Annotated in this window: 21 protein-coding genes, 1 pseudogene and 1 riboswitch; of the genes and pseudogenes, 15 read left to right on the forward strand and 7 right to left on the reverse strand. The window is 37.4% G+C overall.

Features of this window, described 5'->3' with window-relative positions; translation table 11 throughout:
* Window positions 1-78: 78 nt before the first annotated feature.
* From F5613_RS13475 to brxL, 5 genes are read left to right on the forward strand one after another with little or no spacing between them, the layout of a single operon-like run.
* Window positions 79-1,248 (forward strand): DUF262 domain-containing protein, encoded by a 1,170-nt coding sequence (locus tag F5613_RS13475; RefSeq protein WP_179400145.1) that lies wholly within the window; start codon window positions 79-81, stop codon window positions 1,246-1,248.
* Complete coding sequence (locus F5613_RS13480) at window positions 1,217-2,359, forward strand: AAA family ATPase (RefSeq protein ID WP_179400146.1); 1,143 nt, start codon at window positions 1,217-1,219, stop codon at window positions 2,357-2,359. The genes F5613_RS13475 and F5613_RS13480 overlap by 32 nt, the downstream gene beginning before the upstream one ends.
* Window positions 2,360-2,391: 32 nt before the next feature.
* Window positions 2,392-3,033: a hypothetical protein gene (locus tag F5613_RS13485; RefSeq protein ID WP_179400147.1), complete on the forward strand. Its 642-nt coding sequence runs from the start codon at window positions 2,392-2,394 to the stop codon at window positions 3,031-3,033.
* Window positions 3,034-3,088: 55 nt separating this feature from the next.
* Window positions 3,089-5,581 carry a BREX-1 system phosphatase PglZ type A gene (pglZ, locus tag F5613_RS13490; protein ID WP_179400148.1) on the forward strand — a complete coding sequence of 831 codons (2,493 nt, stop codon included), beginning with the start codon at window positions 3,089-3,091 and terminating at the stop codon, window positions 5,579-5,581.
* Window positions 5,582-5,589: 8 nt separating this feature from the next.
* Window positions 5,590-7,617: a protease Lon-related BREX system protein BrxL gene (gene brxL / locus F5613_RS13495; RefSeq protein WP_179400149.1), complete on the forward strand. Its 2,028-nt coding sequence runs from the start codon at window positions 5,590-5,592 to the stop codon at window positions 7,615-7,617.
* A 101-nt stretch (window positions 7,618-7,718) separates the two neighbouring features.
* Here brxL and F5613_RS13500 read toward each other — a convergent pair whose 3' ends face one another.
* The 3 genes from F5613_RS13500 to F5613_RS13510 form a co-directional block, all read right to left on the reverse strand.
* Window positions 7,719-8,747, reverse strand: coding sequence for a hypothetical protein (locus F5613_RS13500; protein WP_179400150.1), 1,029 nt, complete (start codon window positions 8,745-8,747; stop codon window positions 7,719-7,721).
* A gap of 574 nt (window positions 8,748-9,321) precedes the next feature.
* Window positions 9,322-10,143, reverse strand: coding sequence for an IS3 family transposase (locus tag F5613_RS13505; protein WP_179398646.1), 822 nt, complete (start codon window positions 10,141-10,143; stop codon window positions 9,322-9,324).
* Window positions 10,140-10,439 (reverse strand): transposase, encoded by a 300-nt coding sequence (locus F5613_RS13510; RefSeq protein WP_179399000.1) that lies wholly within the window; start codon window positions 10,437-10,439, stop codon window positions 10,140-10,142. Before F5613_RS13510 ends, F5613_RS13505 begins: the two co-directional genes overlap by 4 nt.
* Before the next feature lie 17 nt (window positions 10,440-10,456).
* Between F5613_RS13510 and F5613_RS13515 the strand changes: the two genes are divergently transcribed.
* The 5 genes from F5613_RS13515 (at window position 10,457) to F5613_RS13535 (ending at window position 12,294) form a co-directional block, all read left to right on the forward strand.
* On the forward strand, window positions 10,457-10,765 hold the full coding sequence (locus F5613_RS13515) for a hypothetical protein (protein ID WP_179400151.1): 309 nt from the start codon (window positions 10,457-10,459) through the stop codon (window positions 10,763-10,765).
* Between the two features lie 275 nt (window positions 10,766-11,040).
* Window positions 11,041-11,304, forward strand: a complete 264-nt coding sequence (locus F5613_RS13520) for a hypothetical protein (RefSeq protein ID WP_179400152.1) — start codon at window positions 11,041-11,043, stop codon at window positions 11,302-11,304.
* Between the two features lie 17 nt (window positions 11,305-11,321).
* Window positions 11,322-11,636, forward strand: coding sequence for a hypothetical protein (locus F5613_RS13525; protein ID WP_179400153.1), 315 nt, complete (start codon window positions 11,322-11,324; stop codon window positions 11,634-11,636).
* A 10-nt stretch (window positions 11,637-11,646) separates the two neighbouring features.
* On the forward strand, window positions 11,647-12,012 hold the full coding sequence (locus tag F5613_RS13530) for a hypothetical protein (RefSeq protein ID WP_179400154.1): 366 nt from the start codon (window positions 11,647-11,649) through the stop codon (window positions 12,010-12,012).
* A 15-nt stretch (window positions 12,013-12,027) separates the two neighbouring features.
* Window positions 12,028-12,294, forward strand: a complete 267-nt coding sequence (locus F5613_RS13535) for a hypothetical protein (RefSeq protein WP_179400155.1) — start codon at window positions 12,028-12,030, stop codon at window positions 12,292-12,294.
* Between the two features lie 328 nt (window positions 12,295-12,622).
* Here the strand turns inward: F5613_RS13535 and istB are convergent, their stop codons facing one another.
* From istB to F5613_RS13550, 4 genes and pseudogenes are all read right to left on the reverse strand, one after another.
* On the reverse strand, window positions 12,623-13,396 hold the full coding sequence (gene istB, locus F5613_RS13540) for an IS21-like element helper ATPase IstB (RefSeq protein WP_179398589.1): 774 nt from the start codon (window positions 13,394-13,396) through the stop codon (window positions 12,623-12,625).
* Between the two features lie 2 nt (window positions 13,397-13,398).
* On the reverse strand, window positions 13,399-14,928 hold the full coding sequence (istA, locus tag F5613_RS16555) for an IS21 family transposase (protein ID WP_179398702.1): 1,530 nt from the start codon (window positions 14,926-14,928) through the stop codon (window positions 13,399-13,401).
* A gap of 350 nt (window positions 14,929-15,278) precedes the next feature.
* Window positions 15,279-15,421: pseudogene (locus tag F5613_RS16650) on the reverse strand (sugar phosphate isomerase/epimerase); the annotation flags it as partial.
* Window positions 15,422-15,632: 211 nt separating this feature from the next.
* Entirely contained in the window at window positions 15,633-16,235 is a 603-nt protein-coding gene (locus tag F5613_RS13550; RefSeq protein ID WP_179400156.1) for a hypothetical protein, read from the reverse strand.
* 163 nt (window positions 16,236-16,398) lie between these two features.
* On the opposite strand from F5613_RS13550, the gene F5613_RS13555 reads away from it, so the two are divergent.
* From F5613_RS13555 to tenA, 5 genes are all read left to right on the forward strand, one after another.
* Complete coding sequence (locus F5613_RS13555; RefSeq protein ID WP_068182149.1) at window positions 16,399-16,599, forward strand: CsbD family protein; 201 nt, start codon at window positions 16,399-16,401, stop codon at window positions 16,597-16,599.
* A 369-nt stretch (window positions 16,600-16,968) separates the two neighbouring features.
* On the forward strand, window positions 16,969-17,340 hold the full coding sequence (locus F5613_RS13560) for a PCMD domain-containing protein (RefSeq protein ID WP_179400157.1): 372 nt from the start codon (window positions 16,969-16,971) through the stop codon (window positions 17,338-17,340).
* Window positions 17,341-17,376: 36 nt separating this feature from the next.
* A riboswitch (TPP riboswitch) is annotated at window positions 17,377-17,476 on the forward strand.
* 115 nt (window positions 17,477-17,591) lie between these two features.
* Window positions 17,592-18,386 carry a hydroxyethylthiazole kinase gene (gene thiM / locus F5613_RS13565; RefSeq protein ID WP_218858938.1) on the forward strand — a complete coding sequence of 265 codons (795 nt, stop codon included), beginning with the start codon at window positions 17,592-17,594 and terminating at the stop codon, window positions 18,384-18,386.
* Window positions 18,383-19,021 carry a thiamine phosphate synthase gene (gene thiE / locus F5613_RS13570; protein ID WP_179400158.1) on the forward strand — a complete coding sequence of 213 codons (639 nt, stop codon included), beginning with the start codon at window positions 18,383-18,385 and terminating at the stop codon, window positions 19,019-19,021. The genes thiM and thiE overlap by 4 nt, the downstream gene beginning before the upstream one ends.
* Window positions 19,018-19,680 (forward strand): thiaminase II, encoded by a 663-nt coding sequence (gene tenA, locus F5613_RS13575; RefSeq protein WP_246303417.1) that lies wholly within the window; start codon window positions 19,018-19,020, stop codon window positions 19,678-19,680. The genes thiE and tenA overlap by 4 nt, the downstream gene beginning before the upstream one ends.
* The last annotated feature ends 7 nt before the right edge of the window (window positions 19,681-19,687 follow it).

Genomic DNA, 19,687 nt, shown 5'->3' on the forward strand with positions numbered 1-19,687 from the left:
TAATTTAAATTCAATATTTTTAAAATAAGTAATATAGTTTGGAAAGATTTATTTTTAATAATTTAGATATAGAATTATATGGAAGAAAAAGATATTTCAATAGAGAATCCTGAGATAGATAAAGAAGATGTTTCATCGGACGAAGTGATCACTCAACCTTTTTCACCAAATGATATAAAATTGAGTAATCCTCCTATGAATCTTGGTGATTTGATTGATATGATTACCTATGGATGGGTTAATTTTAATACGGAATATCAGCGTGCAGATAATTTATGGTCAGATAAAAAACAAAGTAGATTGATAGAGTCTGCTTTACTTGGTTTACGCCTTCCTGCTTTTTATTTTGAAGAGGTAAATAAAAGAAAATGGAATATTATTGATGGTTTGCAACGCTGTAGTGCAATTCGTAATTTTTGTATTGACGAAACTTTGATTCTTAGTGATTTGGAATTTCTGAATTTCAACGGAAAGAAGTATAACGAATTTGCTTTTGACTTAAAAAGAGATATTCGTATGCTACCAATTACCGTTAATGTATTGAGCGCTGGAGTACCAGATGAAGTAAAATATATTTTGTTTAAAAGATTGAATACAGGTGGTATAGAGTTAACGCCTCAGGAAATAAGAAATGCTATGTTCCAAGGGACTGCGATTGATACAGTGAAAAAAATATCTAAGGAACCGTTATTTATTAAAGCAACAGAAGGTAAAATACCAACAAATAGAAAACAAGATCAAGATTTCGTATCTCGATTTATTGCCTTTTATATGTTAGGGTATGAGAGTTATACTCCTGATTTAGATGACTTTATCAATAAATGCATGCACAATATTAATAAAATGTCTTCAAATAAGGAAATTGAGCAAATGATTATTGATTTTCAAAAAGCGATGAGTTTATCTATTTCTATTTTTGGTAATGACGCTTTTAGAAAAAGAGAAAACTTGAATGATAACAGAAAGCCATTAAATAAAGCGTATTTTGAAGTAATAGCAGTTTCTTTTGCACGCTTAAAAGATCAAGAAATAGAATTTCTCTTGAATAATAAAGAGTTGTTGAAGAAAAATTTAACTAAGGCAATGTGTGAATACAAATCTTATAATAATTCGTTTTCTGGTGGTACTGGTAAAAGAGAAAGTGTAAAGAAGCGTTTTTCCGTCTTTAGCGAGATACTTAATAAGAGTATGAATGGAATTGAAATAAGTATAATAGATGATAACACAATTGAAGATAGAAAACTTTAAATCACATAAGAACACTGATTTACAGTTGAGGAATTTAATTTTGTTGACTGGAGTAAATGGATGTGGAAAGACAAGTATTATTCAGTCTTTGCTATTAATGCGACAATCTTTTTTAAAAGGAAGGTTGGCTGAAGGGTTAGATTTGAATAAGCCACTTTGTAGTGTTGGTATCGCTCATGATGCGCTTTATAGATTGGCTAAGAATGGCATTCTCTCTTTTGAATTTAAAGACGAGTCGAGCAATATTTATCAACTCAAATTTAATGCTGAGCATAATTTAAATGATTCCTTCATTATAAAGCATAATTATAGTCCTAATATTGTACCAGAAGAATTAATTAAATTATCGTTGTTCAATAATGACTTTCAATATATAAGTGCATCTCGATGGGGTGGACGGAGTGCTTTTCCCAAAGAGACATATGCTGCTGAAACACAAAAACAGATTTCATTGGATGACGGCCAGGGTGAATTGGTAGCGCAGTTCTTATACAAATATGGAGGAGATGTTGTTCCAAATTATACAGATGAAGTACTTGTTTCAAAGCTGCATTTATTAGATCAAGTAATATATTGGGAGCAGAAAGTAAGTCCCAGAGTAACTATCAGGGTAGAGTCCGGTAATGATAATAATTCATATACAATAAATTATGGGTTTGAGGGCGATGAAAATAATAAACCACTAGAGAATTTAAAAGCCCAGAATATAGGTTATGGAATTTCATATACTTTGCCTGTTATTGTTGCTTTACTTTCAGCAAAGCCTGGAGCATTGATCATTTTGGAAAATCCAGAAGCCCACCTCCATCCTGCTGGTCAAGCAGAATTGGCAAAATTAATGACACGGGTAGCAGAAAATGGCATTCAAGTAATAGTAGAAACGCATAGTGACCACATCATTAATGGAGTATTGGTGGCATGTAATCAATTTGAAAAAAAGATGCGTGGTATAAATAAAGATAAGGTTTGTATTTATTATATGAATAGTAAAGATGAACAGCATGCAACAAAAGTCCAAGAAGTAAAAGTCCAAGAAAAAGGAGTTGATTATCAACCAGAAGGTTTTTTTGATCAAGCAGAGAAAGATATGTATAAACTATTCAATGAATAAGAACTAATCTAATGTTAAATGTTTATTTTAGAATGATAAATAGCAATACATTAAAGATATTGAAAGAATTAAGAAGTCTAAGACATCGTTCAATTAAGCTTTGGTTTAACAAAAATGACTGCGAAGATGTTCCTAAATACTTTATGGATAAAAAATGTATTGAGCACGATTCTATTGACAATAATATATCATGTTTTGATTGGGATGTCAAAGAAACTTCAATAGTGCCTGTCTTTGATGGGCTTAATCATCTTGTTTACCGATTCTCAATAGATAAAACAAACTTCGTATGCATAGATAGTATATCACATTGTAATGATCAGTTAGTTTTGTTTCGAGATGCTGTGCATATGTCAAATTTTCCTCAAGAGTTTGTAAAAGTTCCTTGTTTTTGTTCCTTAGAAAAATTCTTAGATTATTGCAAAAGTCAACATATCTTTTCTTTTTCTTTAGAAGATACAAGTAGGTTTGTTGAGGCATCAGGGATTGGACCAGTTCAAGGAGCTGCTGTATATAAAGAAATAAATACGCAAAGATATTGGTATTTAGATATGTTGCATAAAACACATTATGAAGTTTATGATAAAACAGGTAAAAATCATTTAGGAGAAGCCGATTTAGATGGGAATTTAGATGTCTCTAAGAAAGATTCTTCTAAAAGCCTGACTCTTTAATCTTAATAAGTTTTTATTATTAATGAGATCATAGCTATTTAAAAATAAATAATAAATGAGCGAAGCCTATATAAATCGCATTTCAGATGCTCTAAAGAAATTGTTTGACCGTCATCGTATCGTCTTTTGGTATGATGAAGGTGCGACGATGTATGATATTTTTCAATCGCTGGATCTGGAGGGGGTAAGTAAGCTGGAATTCGATGGAAATGCATTTTCCTTGAAATATAACATGGTGGTTGCATATCCGGATTCACGCTTTATTGTGTATAGCCGGTTTGCTGTTCCAGATAACGAAGCGAACTGGTTGCTTGATCTGCAGCTTGCCGGAGGAATGTTTTATGCCGACCTGAGTTCGCTTTACGCCGGCGAGTGCCATATCCCAATGGAGCTTCGCAGCGAGATAGTGGATGGCCATGAGGCTTTTTTCAAAGTTGCCGAGAATAGGTTGGCTTTGGCTGAGAAATTAACCGGATCTGAAAAGAAGCAGGCGATAGAGTGGTGTATGCTTTTGATTGCTTGCCGATGTGATGGCACGTTGGATGATTTGCTTTTTGCGTTGTTCGAAGAAGAAAAGAAGGGTAAGTCTACGTTGTACAAACGCATTGTTAGTTATAAGTTGGAGGATACGCTTTGGAACAAGTTATCGGATAAATTCCGTTATAACCGCGAACGAGGTGTGAAGAATCTCATTATTGTATTGTTTCAGGCAGATCTTCAGCGCTATTTTGGTTCTGCTGAATTGGCTGGTGATGCGTTGCTGTTTATGAGTAAATGGAAAGACAGTTCGCGGCATAGTGAAACATTTACATACTGGAGTCATGAACTGGAGCAGGATTTGAACATTGCTTCCGTGTTGATGCAGCATCCGGTTGAGTCTATACTGAAAATAGATACGTATGCTTGTGTCAATTGGATAGTTGCTACTACGTTGCAGTCGCATATATTGAATAATACGATTGCGGTGGATACCGCGGAAAAATGGATTGCCATGCGGCAGCAACTTTTGTTTTTCAACGAGGCGGAGCACACTTTGCTGGCTTTGTTGGAGGCCTGCAGAATGTTGGACGAAGTAAGGAAAAGTGATTTTAGTGTTACTTCGCCTACTGGTGCATTTCAGACTTATTACAAACAGTGGTTTTTAATTGACCAACATTACAGGCATTACTTTCAGCAAGTAGCTCAAGCAGAAAATGCTTCTATGTTGGGGCTTATCACAGAACAGATACAGAATGTGTATAGCAATTCTTATTTATTGGTGTTAAACAATAATTGGCAGAGTCTGGTTGATCGGTTGGATTGTTGGCAAATAAGTGGGATAACGCCTCAAACCAGTTTCTATAATAGCTATGTGAAGCCGTATATTGAACAGAAGAAACGTATTTTTGTAGTTATAAGTGATGCCTTGAGGTACGAGTCTATGGTGGAATTGGATGGGATGATTGCCGGGCTTAATATGTTCAGTACTTCGATGTGTACTCCTATGCTTGGAATGATTCCTTCGTATACACAATTGGGTATGGCGGCACTACTCCCACACCAAATGCTTTCGTACGAGAATGATAACGATATTGTTTTTGCCGATGGTGTTAGTACACAAGGAACCGATCAGCGGACTAAAGTGCTTCAGTCTGCTTATAAAGAGAGTATTGCGCTTACGGCCGAAACGTTCTTATCAATGAGCAGCAAAGATGCCCGCGAATTCTTTAAGGATTTCAATGTAATTTACATCTACAGCAATGTGATAGACAAAGCGGGTGATAATAAAACTTCCGAGGGGACTGTTTTTGCTGCTACTCAAGATGAGCTTAATCATATTGTGCGTATGGTGAAACATATTGGGAATTGCAATGGATCCAATATGCTGATTACGGCCGATCATGGATACTTATACCAAAATGAACAATTGGAGGAATCGGACTTTGCTGATTTTAAACCTATGGGAGATATCTTTAAGGTTAACCGTCGTTTCGTGATTGGGAATAATCTTGTGGAAGGGAAAGCGGTTAAGACTTGGCGTAGTGAACAGCTTGGATTGAAACCGGGTGTTATGTTGCAGACTGCCAAGTCTATTTCCCGGATAAAAGTGCAAGGTGCCGGAAGCCGGTTTGTTCATGGTGGATCCTCGCTACAGGAGGTAGTCGTTCCAGTGCTTGAAGTTAATCGTAGCCGTAAAACGGATATTTCGCAAGTTGGGATTGATGTAATAGGGGGAGCGTCCCGAATTACCAGCAACCAGCATACGGTGAGTTTCTACCAGACCGAACCTATGAGTGAAAAGGTGAAAGCCCGGTCTTTGCGTATGGGGTTCTATGATGACAAGGGTGGGTTGATTTCTGATTTGGTGACTCTTGTTTTTGACAGTATGGCAACGGAGTCTGTTTTACGCGAAAAGAAGCATACGTTTACTTTTAAGAGTAGTGTATCCCGATTGAACGGCAAAGAGGTGGAGCTCCGTTTAGAAGAGCTTATTACCGGTAGTGATCAATATAAATTGTATAAAATGGCTTCTTACAGAATATCTATTCTATTTTCAGCCGAATTTTAAAGAAAATCATGAACGAGTTAGATAGTAAATTGAATCAATACTATGGCGGTAAGGTGGTTCGGAAAGACCTCACCAAATTGATAAAGGAGGGTGCCAATGTGCCTATTTACGTATTGGAATATTTGTTGGGGATGTATTGCGCTACCGATAGTGAGGATGATATCCAATACGGAATAGAGAAGGTGAAGCGTGTTTTAGCCGAAAATTATGTTCGGCCGGATGAGGCTGAGAAAATTAAGTCTAAAATTCGTGAGCTGGGCAACTATAAGATTATTGATAAGGTTTCAGCAAAACTGAATGAGCATGCCGACAGGTACGAGGCGCTTATTTCAAATATCAATATCAAAGGGATTGTGGTAGACGATCATTATATTCAGAAATACGAAAAGTTGCTCTCCGGTGGAATTTGGTGTATAATTGATATGGAGTATTTGTATGATGAAAATGCAAAAGGAACTCCATTCAAGATAACACAACTTAAGCCGATTCAGATGCCGGCAACAGATATAAACGAATTTATTGAGAATCGGAGCTATTTCTCATTGGACGAATGGATAGAAGTGGTTTGTCGCAGTGTGGGTATGGAGCCTGACAATTTAGATGAAAAAACCCGTTGGCATCTTATCGCTCGTATGATTCCGTTTGTGGAGAATAACTTTAATATTTGTGAGCTGGGACCGAGAGGGACTGGTAAGTCGTATGTGTATGATGAAATTTCGCCGTATTCTATTCTGATTTCCGGTGGACAGACTACAGTTGCCAACTTATTTTACAATATGGGTTCGCGTACGGTTGGATTAGTGGGCATGTGGGACGTGGTTGCTTTTGATGAGGTGGCCGGAATCAATTTGAAGGATAAGGATGGTATTCAGATAATGAAGGGCTTTATGGCTAATGGTTCTTTTAGCAGGGGCAAGGAGAGTATCAATGCGAATGCTTCTATGGTATTTGTTGGTAATATTAATGGCAGTATCGAGAATCTGGTAAAGGTGAGTCATTTACTGGCTCCTTTCCCAAAAGATATGATTGATTCGGCGTTTTTTGATCGTTTTCATCATTATTTGCCCGGATGGGAGATTCCCAAAATGAAACCTGAGTTTTTTACAGATTCATTTGGCTTTATCTCTGACTATTATTCGGAGTGTTTGCGTGAAATGAGGAAGCGTAATTTCTCCGATGCGATTCAAAAATATTTCCGTCTTGGGAAGGATCTGAACCAGCGGGATGTTATTGCCGTAAAAAAAACGGTTAGCGGATTACTTAAGTTGTTGTTTCCTGATGGGGCTTATCAGAAAGAGGATGTGCGTAGGTGTTTGGAGTATGCGTTGGTGGGACGCCGCCGCATCAAAGAGCAGTTAAAGAAAATTGGAGGCTTGGAGTTTTACGACGTGCATTTTAGTTACATTGATTTGGATGATAATGAAGAGCATTATGTAAGTACTCCCGAATGTGGTGGTTCGGCTCTGATTCCTGAAGGTGATCTTCCGGCAGGTACGCTTTATACCGTTGCCAACCAGCTGGATGGTGGAAATAAAGGGTTAGTGAGAATAGATTTGCAAAAGATGCCGGGTAATGGTAAATTTAGCCATACCGGTTTTGGAAGTGGTAAGGCTATAAGCGACGAATTGAAGGAGGCTGTTAATTATTTACGCTCCAACCTGAACAGGGTTACTCAGAATGCCCGGTATTCGGATTATGAGTTTCACATGAAAGCCACGGATATAAACGGCTTGGGTACGCTTAATGGTTTGGAGTTGGCTATATTTATCTCGTTGGTTTCGGGAATAACAGAACGAATTTTACAGCCTCAGATGTGTGTTCTCGGATCGATGAGTATTGGAGGTGTTGTGCTTGGAACGGAAGATTTACCCGGCGCACTTCAGGTTGCCCATGATGCCGGAGCCAAAAGGATACTTATACCCGCCGTAGATATGGCTCAATATTCCAAAGTGCCGGCAGATCTGATTTCTAAGTTTAGTCTGGAAGTCTATGCTGATCCTGTTGATGCCGCTTATAAAGCATTAGGAATAAGATAGTGTGAGTGTTTAGTCGCAGATGTTAGGAGTCCATTCATAGCAAAGCCATTTTATCATTGCTGAATAAAATGGCTGATGCTGTGAATGGACTCCTATTTATGTTAAGGCACCGGATTAATAGGTGTATCTGTACTTGATCCTCCTCCAATTGAGATGGTGTCGCCAACTACCATCGGTTTATCTTCTGTTATAATTCCAATACTATTAGCCATGGTACTATCTTGCACCCTTACCTTGATAGTGGTAAGCTTGTTACGTGTAAAACGAATGTTTTGCGTCGCAATAGGAACTTTTACGCTATCTGCATTCAACCAGTTTATAGAAACGGATATGTCTTCGTAATAGTCTACGTATTTACCTGTCATCGGATCATCCCATCCTGGATAACTAACACTAGAAAATGTAAATATATCTTGTACTTCAGTATTGGGAGCTTCTAATGTTAAAAGAGGGGCATCTTGTATTTGAATATATAGTTTTCCACTCTCCATTCCTTCTGCAACAAACTTAGCTCCAAATACCATTCGATTCATATTGATGGTAACCGTACTGTCTTTAGTGGGTACATAGTTTATTGTTTCACCGTAGTAGCGGTCGACGTTTGGTCTGTAACCAAAAAAATCTCCGATTGAAGCTGATAATTGAGTATATCCAGATTGAAGATTGAAAAAGTAGTTATACGTACTGTAGTTGAAAATTGAGAATTCTTGTTGACTGTTGTTGCCCGAAATGTTAAATGGCATAATATTATAATAGCTTCCGTAATAAGGAAGCCTACTTTTCGCATCTACTAACATTGTGCAAACAAAACGATATTTATATCCTGCCATCAATTTTATACTCATTTTTGCTTTGTCATCAAAAATGCCGTATGCATAAGGCTTTTCTGACTGATAAGTACCTCCTGCAAAGGTAGAATCGGGTATTGAATAAACCTGAATACCATAGAGATCATTTGAAACAGCACGCGTTAAGGGTGAATCTGTAATGCTCGTAATTTCGCCTGTTAACCCAAAAGAAACCGTATAGGTTTTTGCATCCAATGGTGGTGTTAATTCTGGTTCGTCTTGGGTACTGCAACTGCTAAGTAAAAGCAGGATTGAAAACATCGATAATAATTTCTTTTTCATAATTTAAAATTTAGTTGTTATAAGAGTGTTCACTGTAACACATTGAAAGTGCAAAGCTTAAGATTATTTTTTAGTATAAGTCTGGTTGGTCTATTTTGTATTACGTTTGAATTATAATATGCATCGCAAATATATCTAATTAATTGATATGAAACAAATGATTAATGTGCTTATTTGTCATGTATTTTACACTTCAAATTAAAGAAGCTTACAAATATGTTTAGCATTTTAATTTATCTTACAGAATCTGGAACGGAGACTAAGCTTCGGTCAATCTTTATTCCTTTTTCTTTTGCTCTTTCTCTTTAAGGCTCTTTTAAAAACATACCAAATAGCACTTACCTACTCGTATCACAACACCTATATAGTACTCCCTCTTTTTCGACCACTTGATCAGCCTTTTACCTATATGAAGGCCTTTTAATATTTTTATTCGTTTTTTTCTTTTCAATGCTTTTTTAAGGTATGAGTAGATTCATGCAAGGCCAACCCGTAGCTTTAGCGAAGGGTTGTTCATTTTAGCCTTTCAAGAATCGGAGCATACCTTTTCTTTGCATTTAAAAGAAAAGAACGCTCAGGCAACCGTTTTATACACCACACCGGGAATTTGTCTTCCTATCCCCTGATGCGCCCGGTTGTAGTTGTAATATTGCATATATTTCCTGATTCCCTTATAAAGCTCCAGTCCGTCATCACACGGATTCAAATATACATACTCTTGTTTGATCGTGCGCCAAAATCGTTCAATCCAGATATTATCCTTGGCACGTCCTTTTCCATCCATGCTGATTTTAACGCCTTTTTCTTTAAGCGTTTGGATCCAGGACGGATTGGTGAACTGAACACCTTGGTCGGAGTTGATGATTTCCGGTGCACCATATTTTCTGATCGACTCTTCAACCAGATCCAGGCAAACACTTTTCTCAAGCGTATTTGACAAGCTCCAGCCCACAATGTAGCGACTTCGCACATCCATGATAGCTGTTAGATACATAAATCCCTGTTTCATTGGAATGTAACTGATATCTATGGACCATACCTGATTCGTCTTTACAATGTCAAGACCTCGAAGCAGATAAGGGAGGATGTACTTGCGGGCACCCGGATTACTCAAGCTTTTTTGAGGATATTTGACCCGGATATTCATCAAGCGCATCAATCGTCGGATTCGTTTGTGGTTTATCTGAAATCCATTTAAACGAAGCATATCCTGCATCCCCAACACGCCACAAGTGGGATGTTCAATATGGTGCTTATCCATCTTTTGCATTATTTCCAAATTTTCAGGACTTTCTCCTATCGGTTTGTAATACAGTGTACTTCTTGGTATTTCCAATAATTCCGTTTGTGAACGAACGCTGAGCTCTTTATGCCTGGGATTTACAAGTTGTCTCATTTCTTTTTTAGACCGGCTCTCTTGCAGGCATCTGCTAAAAAATCCCGTTCGACGGTTAGGCGGCCGATCGTAGCATGTAGTTTTTGAATTTCCTCCTCACTGTCCTCTTTTTCAGCTGATCGAGCACCCTCAAAAACCTTGCTGCTGCCATTTAAAAACTCTTGTTTCCATTTACTGATCGTCATGGCACTTACTCCAAAGCGATGAACCAACTCACTTAGCGTTTCTTGTTCCTTTAAGGCTGAAATAGCAACCTTGGCCTTAAATTCGGCCGTGTAATGTGTTCTTTTCCCCATCTCTAAAATACTCTTTTTTGATTCAAATTAAACCCTTTTTATTCGACTTCACAAGTGGTCCAGGTTTTGGGGAGTATTATACCTATTCGCCTGGTTTTGAATCGCAGGCTGATTTTGCAGGAGACATTCTTTACATTACAGACAAGAAAACATGCATAAAAACAGCCGTGGTTGTATTGTGCTGTATACTTCCCTGCAGCTCGCTGTCGTTTGTTATGGCTTTGGTGAACGCTACCAAGGAACATTTTTATTATGGACTAGATAACCCTGAGAATATGTACCCATTTTTAATTCGCATATTGGTCTTATATGAATTAATTAGATGACTTATGTTGCAATATTAAAATATTCATTATATTTGTGGTGATTTGTTAGCGGATTAATCAATGTTTGCATAATTGAAAAATACCACTTTGAGCACTATATGTTAACCATGAATTAAAGGAAAACCACATCTTCCACCCGGTTTAACTTGCCTCATTTAGTATACAATCAATACAAGCCTTGTTTATTTCTGGCATAAAGAATATGAGATTTTCATTAATTTATTGATCGTGGAGTTAGTAGAAAATATGACTACTATAAACTAATATATATTATTATGGAATTGACTAAAGAAGAGCAAGTGCTTTGGAATAACTTTAAAGAGGTTGTAATGTCTGAATTAGAAAAACAATTTACCAATAACAATATGGAAGTTGATTTTTTTATTATGGAGTCTATGATTGACACAACTGTTGATTTATATGCCTATACATATAGTAATGTTCCAGTAAATGGAATAAGTGAAGAAAGAGTAAAACAACTAATTTTTGCAGAAGCTTCTCTTATTAAAAGAAAAGTAAAAGAAATGCTTTTTGGGTAACATTTGTAAAAATCGGTATGAAAGCTTATTATAGTAAATTAGGTTTGTTTGTGGATGTTCTTTATAGTAAAGTATCAACAAATAACGACAGAATTACAATTTGTTCCGTCGGTGTTGCACAATATTTAAATTATTTAATTGATAAAGGATTTATTGTATTCTCAGAGAAAAGAGAATATAGCAATGCTGCATTAGATTTAATAGAACAAAAGTTTGGTTCAGCTATTCCTTCGTTTGTAAAAGAAGGAATGGTTGAGTTAATGCAAGAAGTAAAAACTTATGACTATGAAGTTGTAGGTCAAATTATTAATAAAGTTAATAAATCATTTTAATAATAGTCTCATGATACCATTTACAATTACAACATTCAATGAAACTTATAATGCCTATAAGAATTATTATATTTCCAGAAATGGAAGTAATAAATTTGAGAAAGTCTTTGATGTTATTTCTACATCAAGTAAAATAAATAGTATTTTGAATTGGTCTATTAATAATCGGCAGGCTCCAACATCTCGCGATTTTTTAATAGAGATCCATACTATTGGATTTTTTATATTTGCAAAAAACGAAACTAGAGCTATGGGTGCATTAGTTGCTTTATATTATTGGAATGAAAAAGTAAATAAAAATTATCACTTAGCTACTGATCAAGAAATGTCTGATAAAATAAAATCTGTTTTTGGACAATTATCAATGTTGTATTAATAATATAAATATTTTATGAATGATTCTTTAATAAAGGAAGTAGAATTGATACTTGAAGAAATGCGAGTAAATATGATTCAATCAGCAAAAAGTAAAAATTTAGAATGGGTTAAATCTGAAAAAAATATCAATGGAGTAGTTATGGCTAATTTTAGTATTTATGGCATTCATATTATTGCGGAAATAACCAAAAGATTGGGGTTAAGCCAGGATGAGGCGGAAATATTATTTGAAAAAGCGAAAGCTAACTTGTATGATAAGTATAATGAATTAAAATATTAATATTCAATATATTATATAGGTTATAATGTTCTCTATATTGAGTCCGAATTACATACTCTCTTCAAAAATAATTTAAAAAACGAATTGAAAATACTTAAAAGCTGACTTACAAGAGAGCGAATGGTTAAATGACAATACAGAATAGCTAGTCTGTTTCGAAAGAAGGAATTTATAGATATAGTTTCTGGTCGCAGGGATATAATGATGTTGTTTTTGAACTAGAAATGAATCACATGTATATAACAATTGAAAAGTATACCATATTCCAGTTGAAAAGTATACCAGTGCTCATTGTTTGCGAAGATAAAAAAAGTTATCTAAACGCAGGTTAGATTCTTTTATTTTTGATCCATTTTTGAGTTTCTTTCATTCTAAAAGAATCACCGTTCATATTTATTAGATATGCTTTATGGGTTAATCTATCTACCATTGCGGCCGTGAGGATTGGATCTCCGAAGATTTCTTTCCATCGATCGAAAGCCAGATTGGTAGTAATAATTGTTGCTTTTCGTCCAGTCCTTAAGGAAAGGTGATTGAACAAGGCTTCAGCACCATCTTTGTTAAAGGATACATAACCAAACTCATCACATATTACCAGATCGTATTTAATAAACTTCAACTCCAGCTGGTGCAGCGTTCTGGCCGAACGGCATTCCCGGATCTGAGTAAGCAACTGGGGGATGGAAGTAAACAACACATTATATCCCATTTTACATGCATTAATACCAAGGCCGATGGCTATATGGGTTTTTCCGGTTCCCGGATTGCCGGCAAGGACTATATTCTGAGCGTTTTTAATAAACTCAAGAGTTTCTAATTCAGGCAATACGATTCTTACATCATCGGGCAGTTCTTCCCGGTTCAATTCCTGCAGGTATTTATACTGAGGGAATCCGGCACGTTTAACATGAGCTTTTTTACGATTCTCTTCTCGATGTGCGTCTTCATTCTGAAGCAGGGTGAAGAGGAACTGTTCATAGCTCCAGGAGTGGCAAACAGCTTCCTGTGTGGTATCTTGCAATGTTTTGCGAATGGAAGGCAACTTCAGCGTTTTCGACAAGTCTGTTATTTGCTGCCTTAGGTTGGATTCATTTTCTTTCATTATTATACTATTTTAGAGTTGTTGTTCATCATCATAGACCACATGGATAATTGCTTGATGGCAAAATCTTCTATCTCGTCTTTTTGTTCATGCTTGTAAAGCGGAGGTGTTTGATTGAGCCTGTTATATAGCAAGGTTGTAATATGTGCTGCTGTAACTGTTTTGATTCCGGACTGTTCGGCTTCTTTGCCAGCAAGAGCGATTTCATCGTAAGAGATTGCATGTTCTTTTGCGAAGATAAGCAGGTCAACAAAAGACTTTCCATTATCCGTAAAGTACTTATAATACAGCTCTTTGATTGATTCCGGAGCTTGTGATAACGCAACAGAACCACTTAAAGCACCCGGTTTTCGCTTCAGTGTCTGTAGATAATGATTGAGATTGAGCGACCAGGTTGAATAATAAGAACGTTCATGTTCCGCCACAGGGGCATTGTCCATATATATCAGTAACTTTTCACTGAATATTTTAACCTCGACCATTCTGCCTACCAACGTGTCGGGTACAGAGTAATGGGAGGTATTCAATGTGATGGTAGACCATTTATCTACTTTGAGTTCTCGCCTTTCAAAACAACCCATTGGTGTTGTATAGGGTAACAGCGAGCGAAGATCTTCCTCCAGTTTTGGCCTGATATCTTCGGATGCGTTTAGCTTCCTGCAGGTCTGGTGCAGATGCTCCGTTGCCTGTTCTATGGTATCAAAAGTGTCTTTTAGGCAGAAGGCTTTGCGGCGCAAAACCTCCACCGTACGTTCCACATGTCCTTTTTCGTTTCCTCGTCTGACATTACAGAACCGGTATTTGAAGCCATAGAATGCCGTCATTCGAAGAAGAGCCTGGGTTGGTTCCTTTTCATTTCCGGCAAAAGAAGCTACGGCTACACGCATATTGTCGTATACAACTTCATGGGGAACACCTTTACATTCTTCAAAATAGTTGGCGTGAGATTCCATAAAGGCCAGCGTGTCTTGCCGGTGAAACAGATCCCCCCAACGGCCATTGCTGCTACATAAAGCAAATGCGGACATGTACAGTTTCTGCCAACGACCCGCTATGCAAAGCTTTACTTCCCCCCAATCGAACTCCGCCTTCTCACCCGGGATATAACCCTGTTTGATAAAGCTTTCCTTTTCTTTTTGACTGCTTTGGTTGCTGATATAACCACATACTGTAGAATAGGATATGTCATAACCTTTTTCCACTAGCAACTCATGTATATCTTGTTTGAACATACGCTGCTTATGACGCCCGGACCGTTTCTTAATTTCGTTTTCCTCCAGACAATGGTCTATAATACGGATGATATTCTCGGTAAGACGTCGTTTGGGACGATTTTCTGTTTTATAAATTGGGGGCGTTAATATATACGCCTCTATCCTGGATTTATCCCCTTCCTGTTCCTTCAGGGCTTTGGTATACTCATCCAGGATACGGTGAACCGTAATGCGGCTAAAACCTAGTCTGCGTGAAATTTCCCTTTCACTCAAACCCTCATAATTTCGTAATCTGATAATTTCTGATTTGTCTTTCATGCTAATCATTTTATCTCTGTGCTGGTTTTTACATCACAAAGAAATTAAACGTTATGGAAGTAGTGCTTAATCTTGATTAATTATGTCAGCACTTGATTCCGTTTCGGCTACGCCTGCACTCCATCAAGTGCTGACATTAGCCTCTATTTTTTCTGATTAGCTGGTATACTTTTCAATTGGAATGGTGGTATACTTTTGAACTGTTATTTATAATCACAAAGATAGTACTGTTCAATACAACTAAGAAATTTGGTAATTTCTTCCTTACCCGATGTGATTTGTCATAAAAAAGAGAACCCAACAAATTGGGTTCTCTTTTTTATGACATTATAAATGGAATTTGTTGTTCATTAAGCGAGGTCGCTAACGGCTTTTAAATATCCTATTGATTCGGCAATACAGAGGAAGGGATCTTTCATGTCTTTTTGTATCCCAAACTACATACGCCTGTATAGTTTACTTTGTGTAGTAAACGTACCAAAGCCAGAAAATTTTTTATTCCGGTGAAACAGAACCACTATTCTGGAGCAAACAGAACCACTAGAAAGCACTGAGATGGAGGCGTAAATATAATTGCTAAAAATAAAATAAATAATTACTTTAGCAATCTAATTACAGCCTGTGAAAAGTGGCACATTTAAGAGTGATACACCTGGCACATTTGGTGTGATATATTAAAACTAGCAAGGAATTTATAACTGCTTTTATGTATTTTCTTCCAATTCGGGCTTAACTTCACTCCCGTCTTGTCGTTTTGGAAATGGGGAGATTGAAGTCTTTATGATTTCGTCTCCTTTTTTGCGATAGTTGTCCGGGTATTCTAAAAGTAGCATGTAAAAGATGTCTTTGTTCTTGTTGAATACCATTTTTTGATAGAAGATTTTACCATTCGGATTGATTCCCGACAGGATATAAGTGTCTTTTATTCTCTTCTCGTAGGTTATTTCGCTTTTATCATCCACATAGCATTGTTTGCGGAATGCAAATTCTTCCTCAGGTGAATTTGAAAAAGAGAGGGTGTTTTTATTGCCCCAAACGGATAGATTTATCCCGTCTGAAGAACGAAACACTTGCCCATCGCTGTTATCCGATTCTCCCTGAGGTATGAGATAGGATGGATAATAGAGAATATAGCCATAGCTTAAGTTTATGTACTGTTCAATAGTATGTGTTTGAACAGTATCGCTAAGATTGATGGTTGTATTATCTACTGTTTGGAGAGGTTGGTCTGTATTTGCTTTTTTACCAGTACAGGCTACAACTCCAAACAAGAATAGGATGCTTATGGTTTTTATCAATTGTTTCATACGCAAATATAAGTATTAATTTTAGATAGGTATATGTGTAATAAAGAAAGTTGTTATTTAGTAGGATCCTATCTTGGGGTAAATTTGTGTACTACTGATGGAAATAAACAATTCTTATTCAGCTCATGTTCTATAAATGTACACTAACTAAAAAAGTAAAATTATGGACAAGTTGCAATTAAAAGGAAAATGGAATCAGTTGAAGGGTGCTGTTAAGCAGGAATGGGCTGATTTAACAGACGATGATTTACTGTATGTTGAAGGTAAAGAGGATGAACTACTGGGTAGAATCCAGGAGAAAACCGGAAAGGCAAAAGAGGAGCTACTTACCTGGCTCGATAAAAAGATAAAGGATCTCGATTAAATGAAATTTGTCTTTTCTCAATGAAAACTAGCTTAATAAAAGAGAGTCTAACTTGTTGGATTCTCTTTTTTATTGGGGTGTATTCCTCCAAAAGTATTTTTTATATGCAACATTTTCATTTATAAAGCCATCTATATATATAACTATGAAAGAGAGTGAAGAGTTAATTGTTGATGATTCTTCCGGACATTCAAATATTCTGAAAGTGAAAATGAATTGCAAATCCGAAAAAATTGTTGTTGCCAGGTTATTGCAAGTATGGTGGTAAATTAAAAAGATACGTAGATTATTTATAAAAAAAAGAATTATAAAACGTATACGGTTACTTTTTTTTATGAAGGTTTGAGTACTCAATATAGTTTCGAGGACATGAAGCTTCAGCAAGATAAGTATCCTGTATTTTTTGAACGAAACGGAGATAAGGTGATTATGGATTGGGTCAGTGGAAATATTGGTTACGCTATTCTTGGTATGGCTGCATCTCCGGAAGAGTATCCAACTGCACAGAGTGCCGACGGGGTGATTGGCAAGTGCCTGAAGCTTTCTACCCGTAGTACCGGAGGAATGGGGGCAATGATGAATATGCCTATGGCGGCCGAAAACCTTTTTATTGGGACTTTCGATACCATGAGTGCGTTAAGTGATCCCCTTAAAGCCACCCAGTTTGGTCTTCCTTTCGATTTACTTAAATCTGAGTTTTGGGTATACGTTTTGATGTTTTCGAATATGATATTTAAATAGTTTTTACTTTTTCAATATATTTATGTAAGTTTGTGGAATCACTGTTAGGGGTGCTCTTTTATTAAAAGAGCTGAGATAATACCCTTGAACCTGATATGTTGTAATCGACATCGGAGGGAAACGGGAAGAAAAAATATGAACTGGTAATATCTATATATTATTATTCAAGCCGTTTCGTTTTATGCGAGACGGCTTTTTTTGTTGATAAACATCTTATTAATGTGGCATTTGTGCTAATAAAAAATGAAACTATGATTGATATATCTGCAATTGGAAGAGACTTGCGCCTGATTAAGGAGAGGTCTCCCTTGGTTCATAATATCACAAACTTTGTGGTGATGAACAATACGGCTAATGCCTTATTGGCTATTGGGGCTTCTCCGGTAATGGCTCATGCTATTGAAGAGGTGGAGGAGATGGCTGGTATCGCATCTTCGCTGGTACTTAATATCGGTACCCTTGAACCCCGCTGGGTGGATGCTATGATGCTTGCCGGAAAGATCGCTTTGAAACGAAATATCCCCATTGTTTTTGATCCGGTGGGAGTAGGTGCTACATCGTATCGGTCCGAGGTATGTAAACAAATCATCAGCGAATGTAAGCCTTCAATAATAAGGGGTAATGCTTCTGAAATAATTGCTTTATGTAATGAGAATGTGAAGACTAAAGGGGTGGATAGTACGGAATCGTCTGATTCGGCCTTGAGTTGGGCTATGCAGCTTGCCAGGGAAGTGAATGCTGTGGTTGTAATAAGCGGACAGACGGACTATATTACGGATGGAGAGCTGGTTGAAATGATATACAACGGGAGTACGATGATGGAAAAAGTTACCGGAATGGGATGTACTGCTACAGCGGTACTGGGGGCTTTTGCTGCTGTAAATCCTTCCATGTTCGATGCGGCCATTCATGGTATGGCTGTTATGGGAATTGCCGGCGAGATTGCGGCTTCTGCATCGAAAGGAAATGGTAGTCTGCAGGTGAATTTCCTGGATGAACTGTATGCAATGGATGAGGAGGTGTTATGCAGAACGTTCAGACAATGAATCATTTTGACTTGAGTTTGTATCTGGTGACCGACCGTTCGCTTGCTTTGAACAGGTCTCTTGAATATGTTGTGAAAGAGGCGGCCGAAGGTGGGGTTACCATGGTTCAGTTGAGGGAGAAGGATTGCTCGTCTAAAGAGTTTCTGAATTTGGCTATTCAGCTCAAAAGATGTTTGAAATCCTTTGCTATCCCGCTTATCATAAACGACCGGTTGGATATTGCACTTGCCTGTGATGCCGACGGACTGCATATTGGCCAGAACGATATTCCCTATGAGATTGCCCGCAGGCTGTTGGGAAAGGATAAAATTATCGGTTTATCTGTCGAAAATGTAAGGGATGTTATCGAAGCCAACAAGCTGGATGTCGATTATATTGGTATTTCTCCGGTTTTCAGTACTCCTACGAAAACTGATACTGCTGAAGCTTTAGGATTGGACGGAGTTCGTGAAATAACAAAATTATCGGAGCATCCCAGTGTGGGCATCGGAGGAATTAATCTGAGTAATGCCCACGAAGTGATTGCTGCCGGGGCGGATGGTATATCTGTGGTGTCTGCAATCATGTCTCACCCAGATCCGAGGCTTTCGGCCTTACAGTTGAAGAATATAGTTGTCAAAAATAAATTAAAATGATACAAATGAAATGGAGTGAGAAGGCCTGGAAGACGATTGAACCGATATATGAAAAGACGGTAACGTTACCTTTTATCCAGGAGTTGACTAACGGTAAGCTGGACAGAGAGAAGTTTATTTTTTATATTCAGCAGGATGCCATGTACCTTTCTGATTACGGAAGTGTAATTACGGGGATTGCATCCAAATTAAAAGATCCGGCACACACGGAATCGTTCATCCGTTTTGCAGGAGATAGTATTGTCGTTGAGAGGGCTTTGCACGAGTCATTTATCCATGGAATTAATGAAAAGGACCGTTTAAAACCATCACCTGCTTGTTTGCTTTACACTTCGTATTTGTGGCGTCAATTAGCTAATGCTCCGATTGAGGTTAGTGTTGCCGCCGTGTTGCCCTGTTTCTGGATATACAAGGCCGTGGGTGATTATATCTTGGCAAATCAGACGAATGAGGAGAATCCATATCAGACCTGGATTAATACGTATGGAGGGGATGATTTTTCCAGATCTGTGAGCCGGGCCATTGAGATATGTGATGAGTTGGCCGAAAGCTGTACCGAGAGCCGGCAAAAAGAGATGTTGGAGGCTTTTGTTGTCTGCTCTAAAATGGAATACCTGTTTTGGGATTCGGCCCATAATTTGGAACAATGGAAAATATAGAAAATAA

This window comes from Macellibacteroides fermentans (genome assembly GCF_013409575.1).
In the GTDB taxonomy this organism is placed as follows: Bacteria; Bacteroidota; Bacteroidia; order Bacteroidales; family Tannerellaceae; genus Macellibacteroides; species Macellibacteroides fermentans.

Coding starts and splice junctions, on each gene's coding strand:
- F5613_RS13475 (WP_179400145.1), top strand. CDS start 79: ATGGAAGAAAAAGATATTTCAATAGAGAATCCTGAGATAGATAAAGAA.
- F5613_RS13550 (WP_179400156.1), bottom strand. CDS start 16,235: ATGAAACAATTGATAAAAACCATAAGCATCCTATTCTTGTTTGGAGTT.
- F5613_RS13530 (WP_179400154.1), top strand. CDS start 11,647: ATGATACCATTTACAATTACAACATTCAATGAAACTTATAATGCCTAT.
- pglZ (WP_179400148.1), top strand. CDS start 3,089: ATGAGCGAAGCCTATATAAATCGCATTTCAGATGCTCTAAAGAAATTG.
- F5613_RS13480 (WP_179400146.1), top strand. CDS start 1,217: ATGATAACACAATTGAAGATAGAAAACTTTAAATCACATAAGAACACT.
- F5613_RS13555 (WP_068182149.1), top strand. CDS start 16,399: ATGGACAAGTTGCAATTAAAAGGAAAATGGAATCAGTTGAAGGGTGCT.
- thiM (WP_218858938.1), top strand. CDS start 17,592: ATGATTGATATATCTGCAATTGGAAGAGACTTGCGCCTGATTAAGGAG.
- F5613_RS13510 (WP_179399000.1), bottom strand. CDS start 10,439: ATGGGGAAAAGAACACATTACACGGCCGAATTTAAGGCCAAGGTTGCT.
- F5613_RS13525 (WP_179400153.1), top strand. CDS start 11,322: ATGAAAGCTTATTATAGTAAATTAGGTTTGTTTGTGGATGTTCTTTAT.
- F5613_RS13535 (WP_179400155.1), top strand. CDS start 12,028: ATGAATGATTCTTTAATAAAGGAAGTAGAATTGATACTTGAAGAAATG.
- F5613_RS13520 (WP_179400152.1), top strand. CDS start 11,041: ATGGAATTGACTAAAGAAGAGCAAGTGCTTTGGAATAACTTTAAAGAG.
- F5613_RS13560 (WP_179400157.1), top strand. CDS start 16,969: ATGAAGCTTCAGCAAGATAAGTATCCTGTATTTTTTGAACGAAACGGA.
- thiE (WP_179400158.1), top strand. CDS start 18,383: ATGAATCATTTTGACTTGAGTTTGTATCTGGTGACCGACCGTTCGCTT.
- tenA (WP_246303417.1), top strand. CDS start 19,018: ATGATACAAATGAAATGGAGTGAGAAGGCCTGGAAGACGATTGAACCG.
- F5613_RS13505 (WP_179398646.1), bottom strand. CDS start 10,143: ATGAGACAACTTGTAAATCCCAGGCATAAAGAGCTCAGCGTTCGTTCA.
- istB (WP_179398589.1), bottom strand. CDS start 13,396: ATGAAAGAAAATGAATCCAACCTAAGGCAGCAAATAACAGACTTGTCG.
- F5613_RS13485 (WP_179400147.1), top strand. CDS start 2,392: ATGATAAATAGCAATACATTAAAGATATTGAAAGAATTAAGAAGTCTA.
- F5613_RS13500 (WP_179400150.1), bottom strand. CDS start 8,747: ATGAAAAAGAAATTATTATCGATGTTTTCAATCCTGCTTTTACTTAGC.
- istA (WP_179398702.1), bottom strand. CDS start 14,928: ATGAAAGACAAATCAGAAATTATCAGATTACGAAATTATGAGGGTTTG.
- brxL (WP_179400149.1), top strand. CDS start 5,590: ATGAACGAGTTAGATAGTAAATTGAATCAATACTATGGCGGTAAGGTG.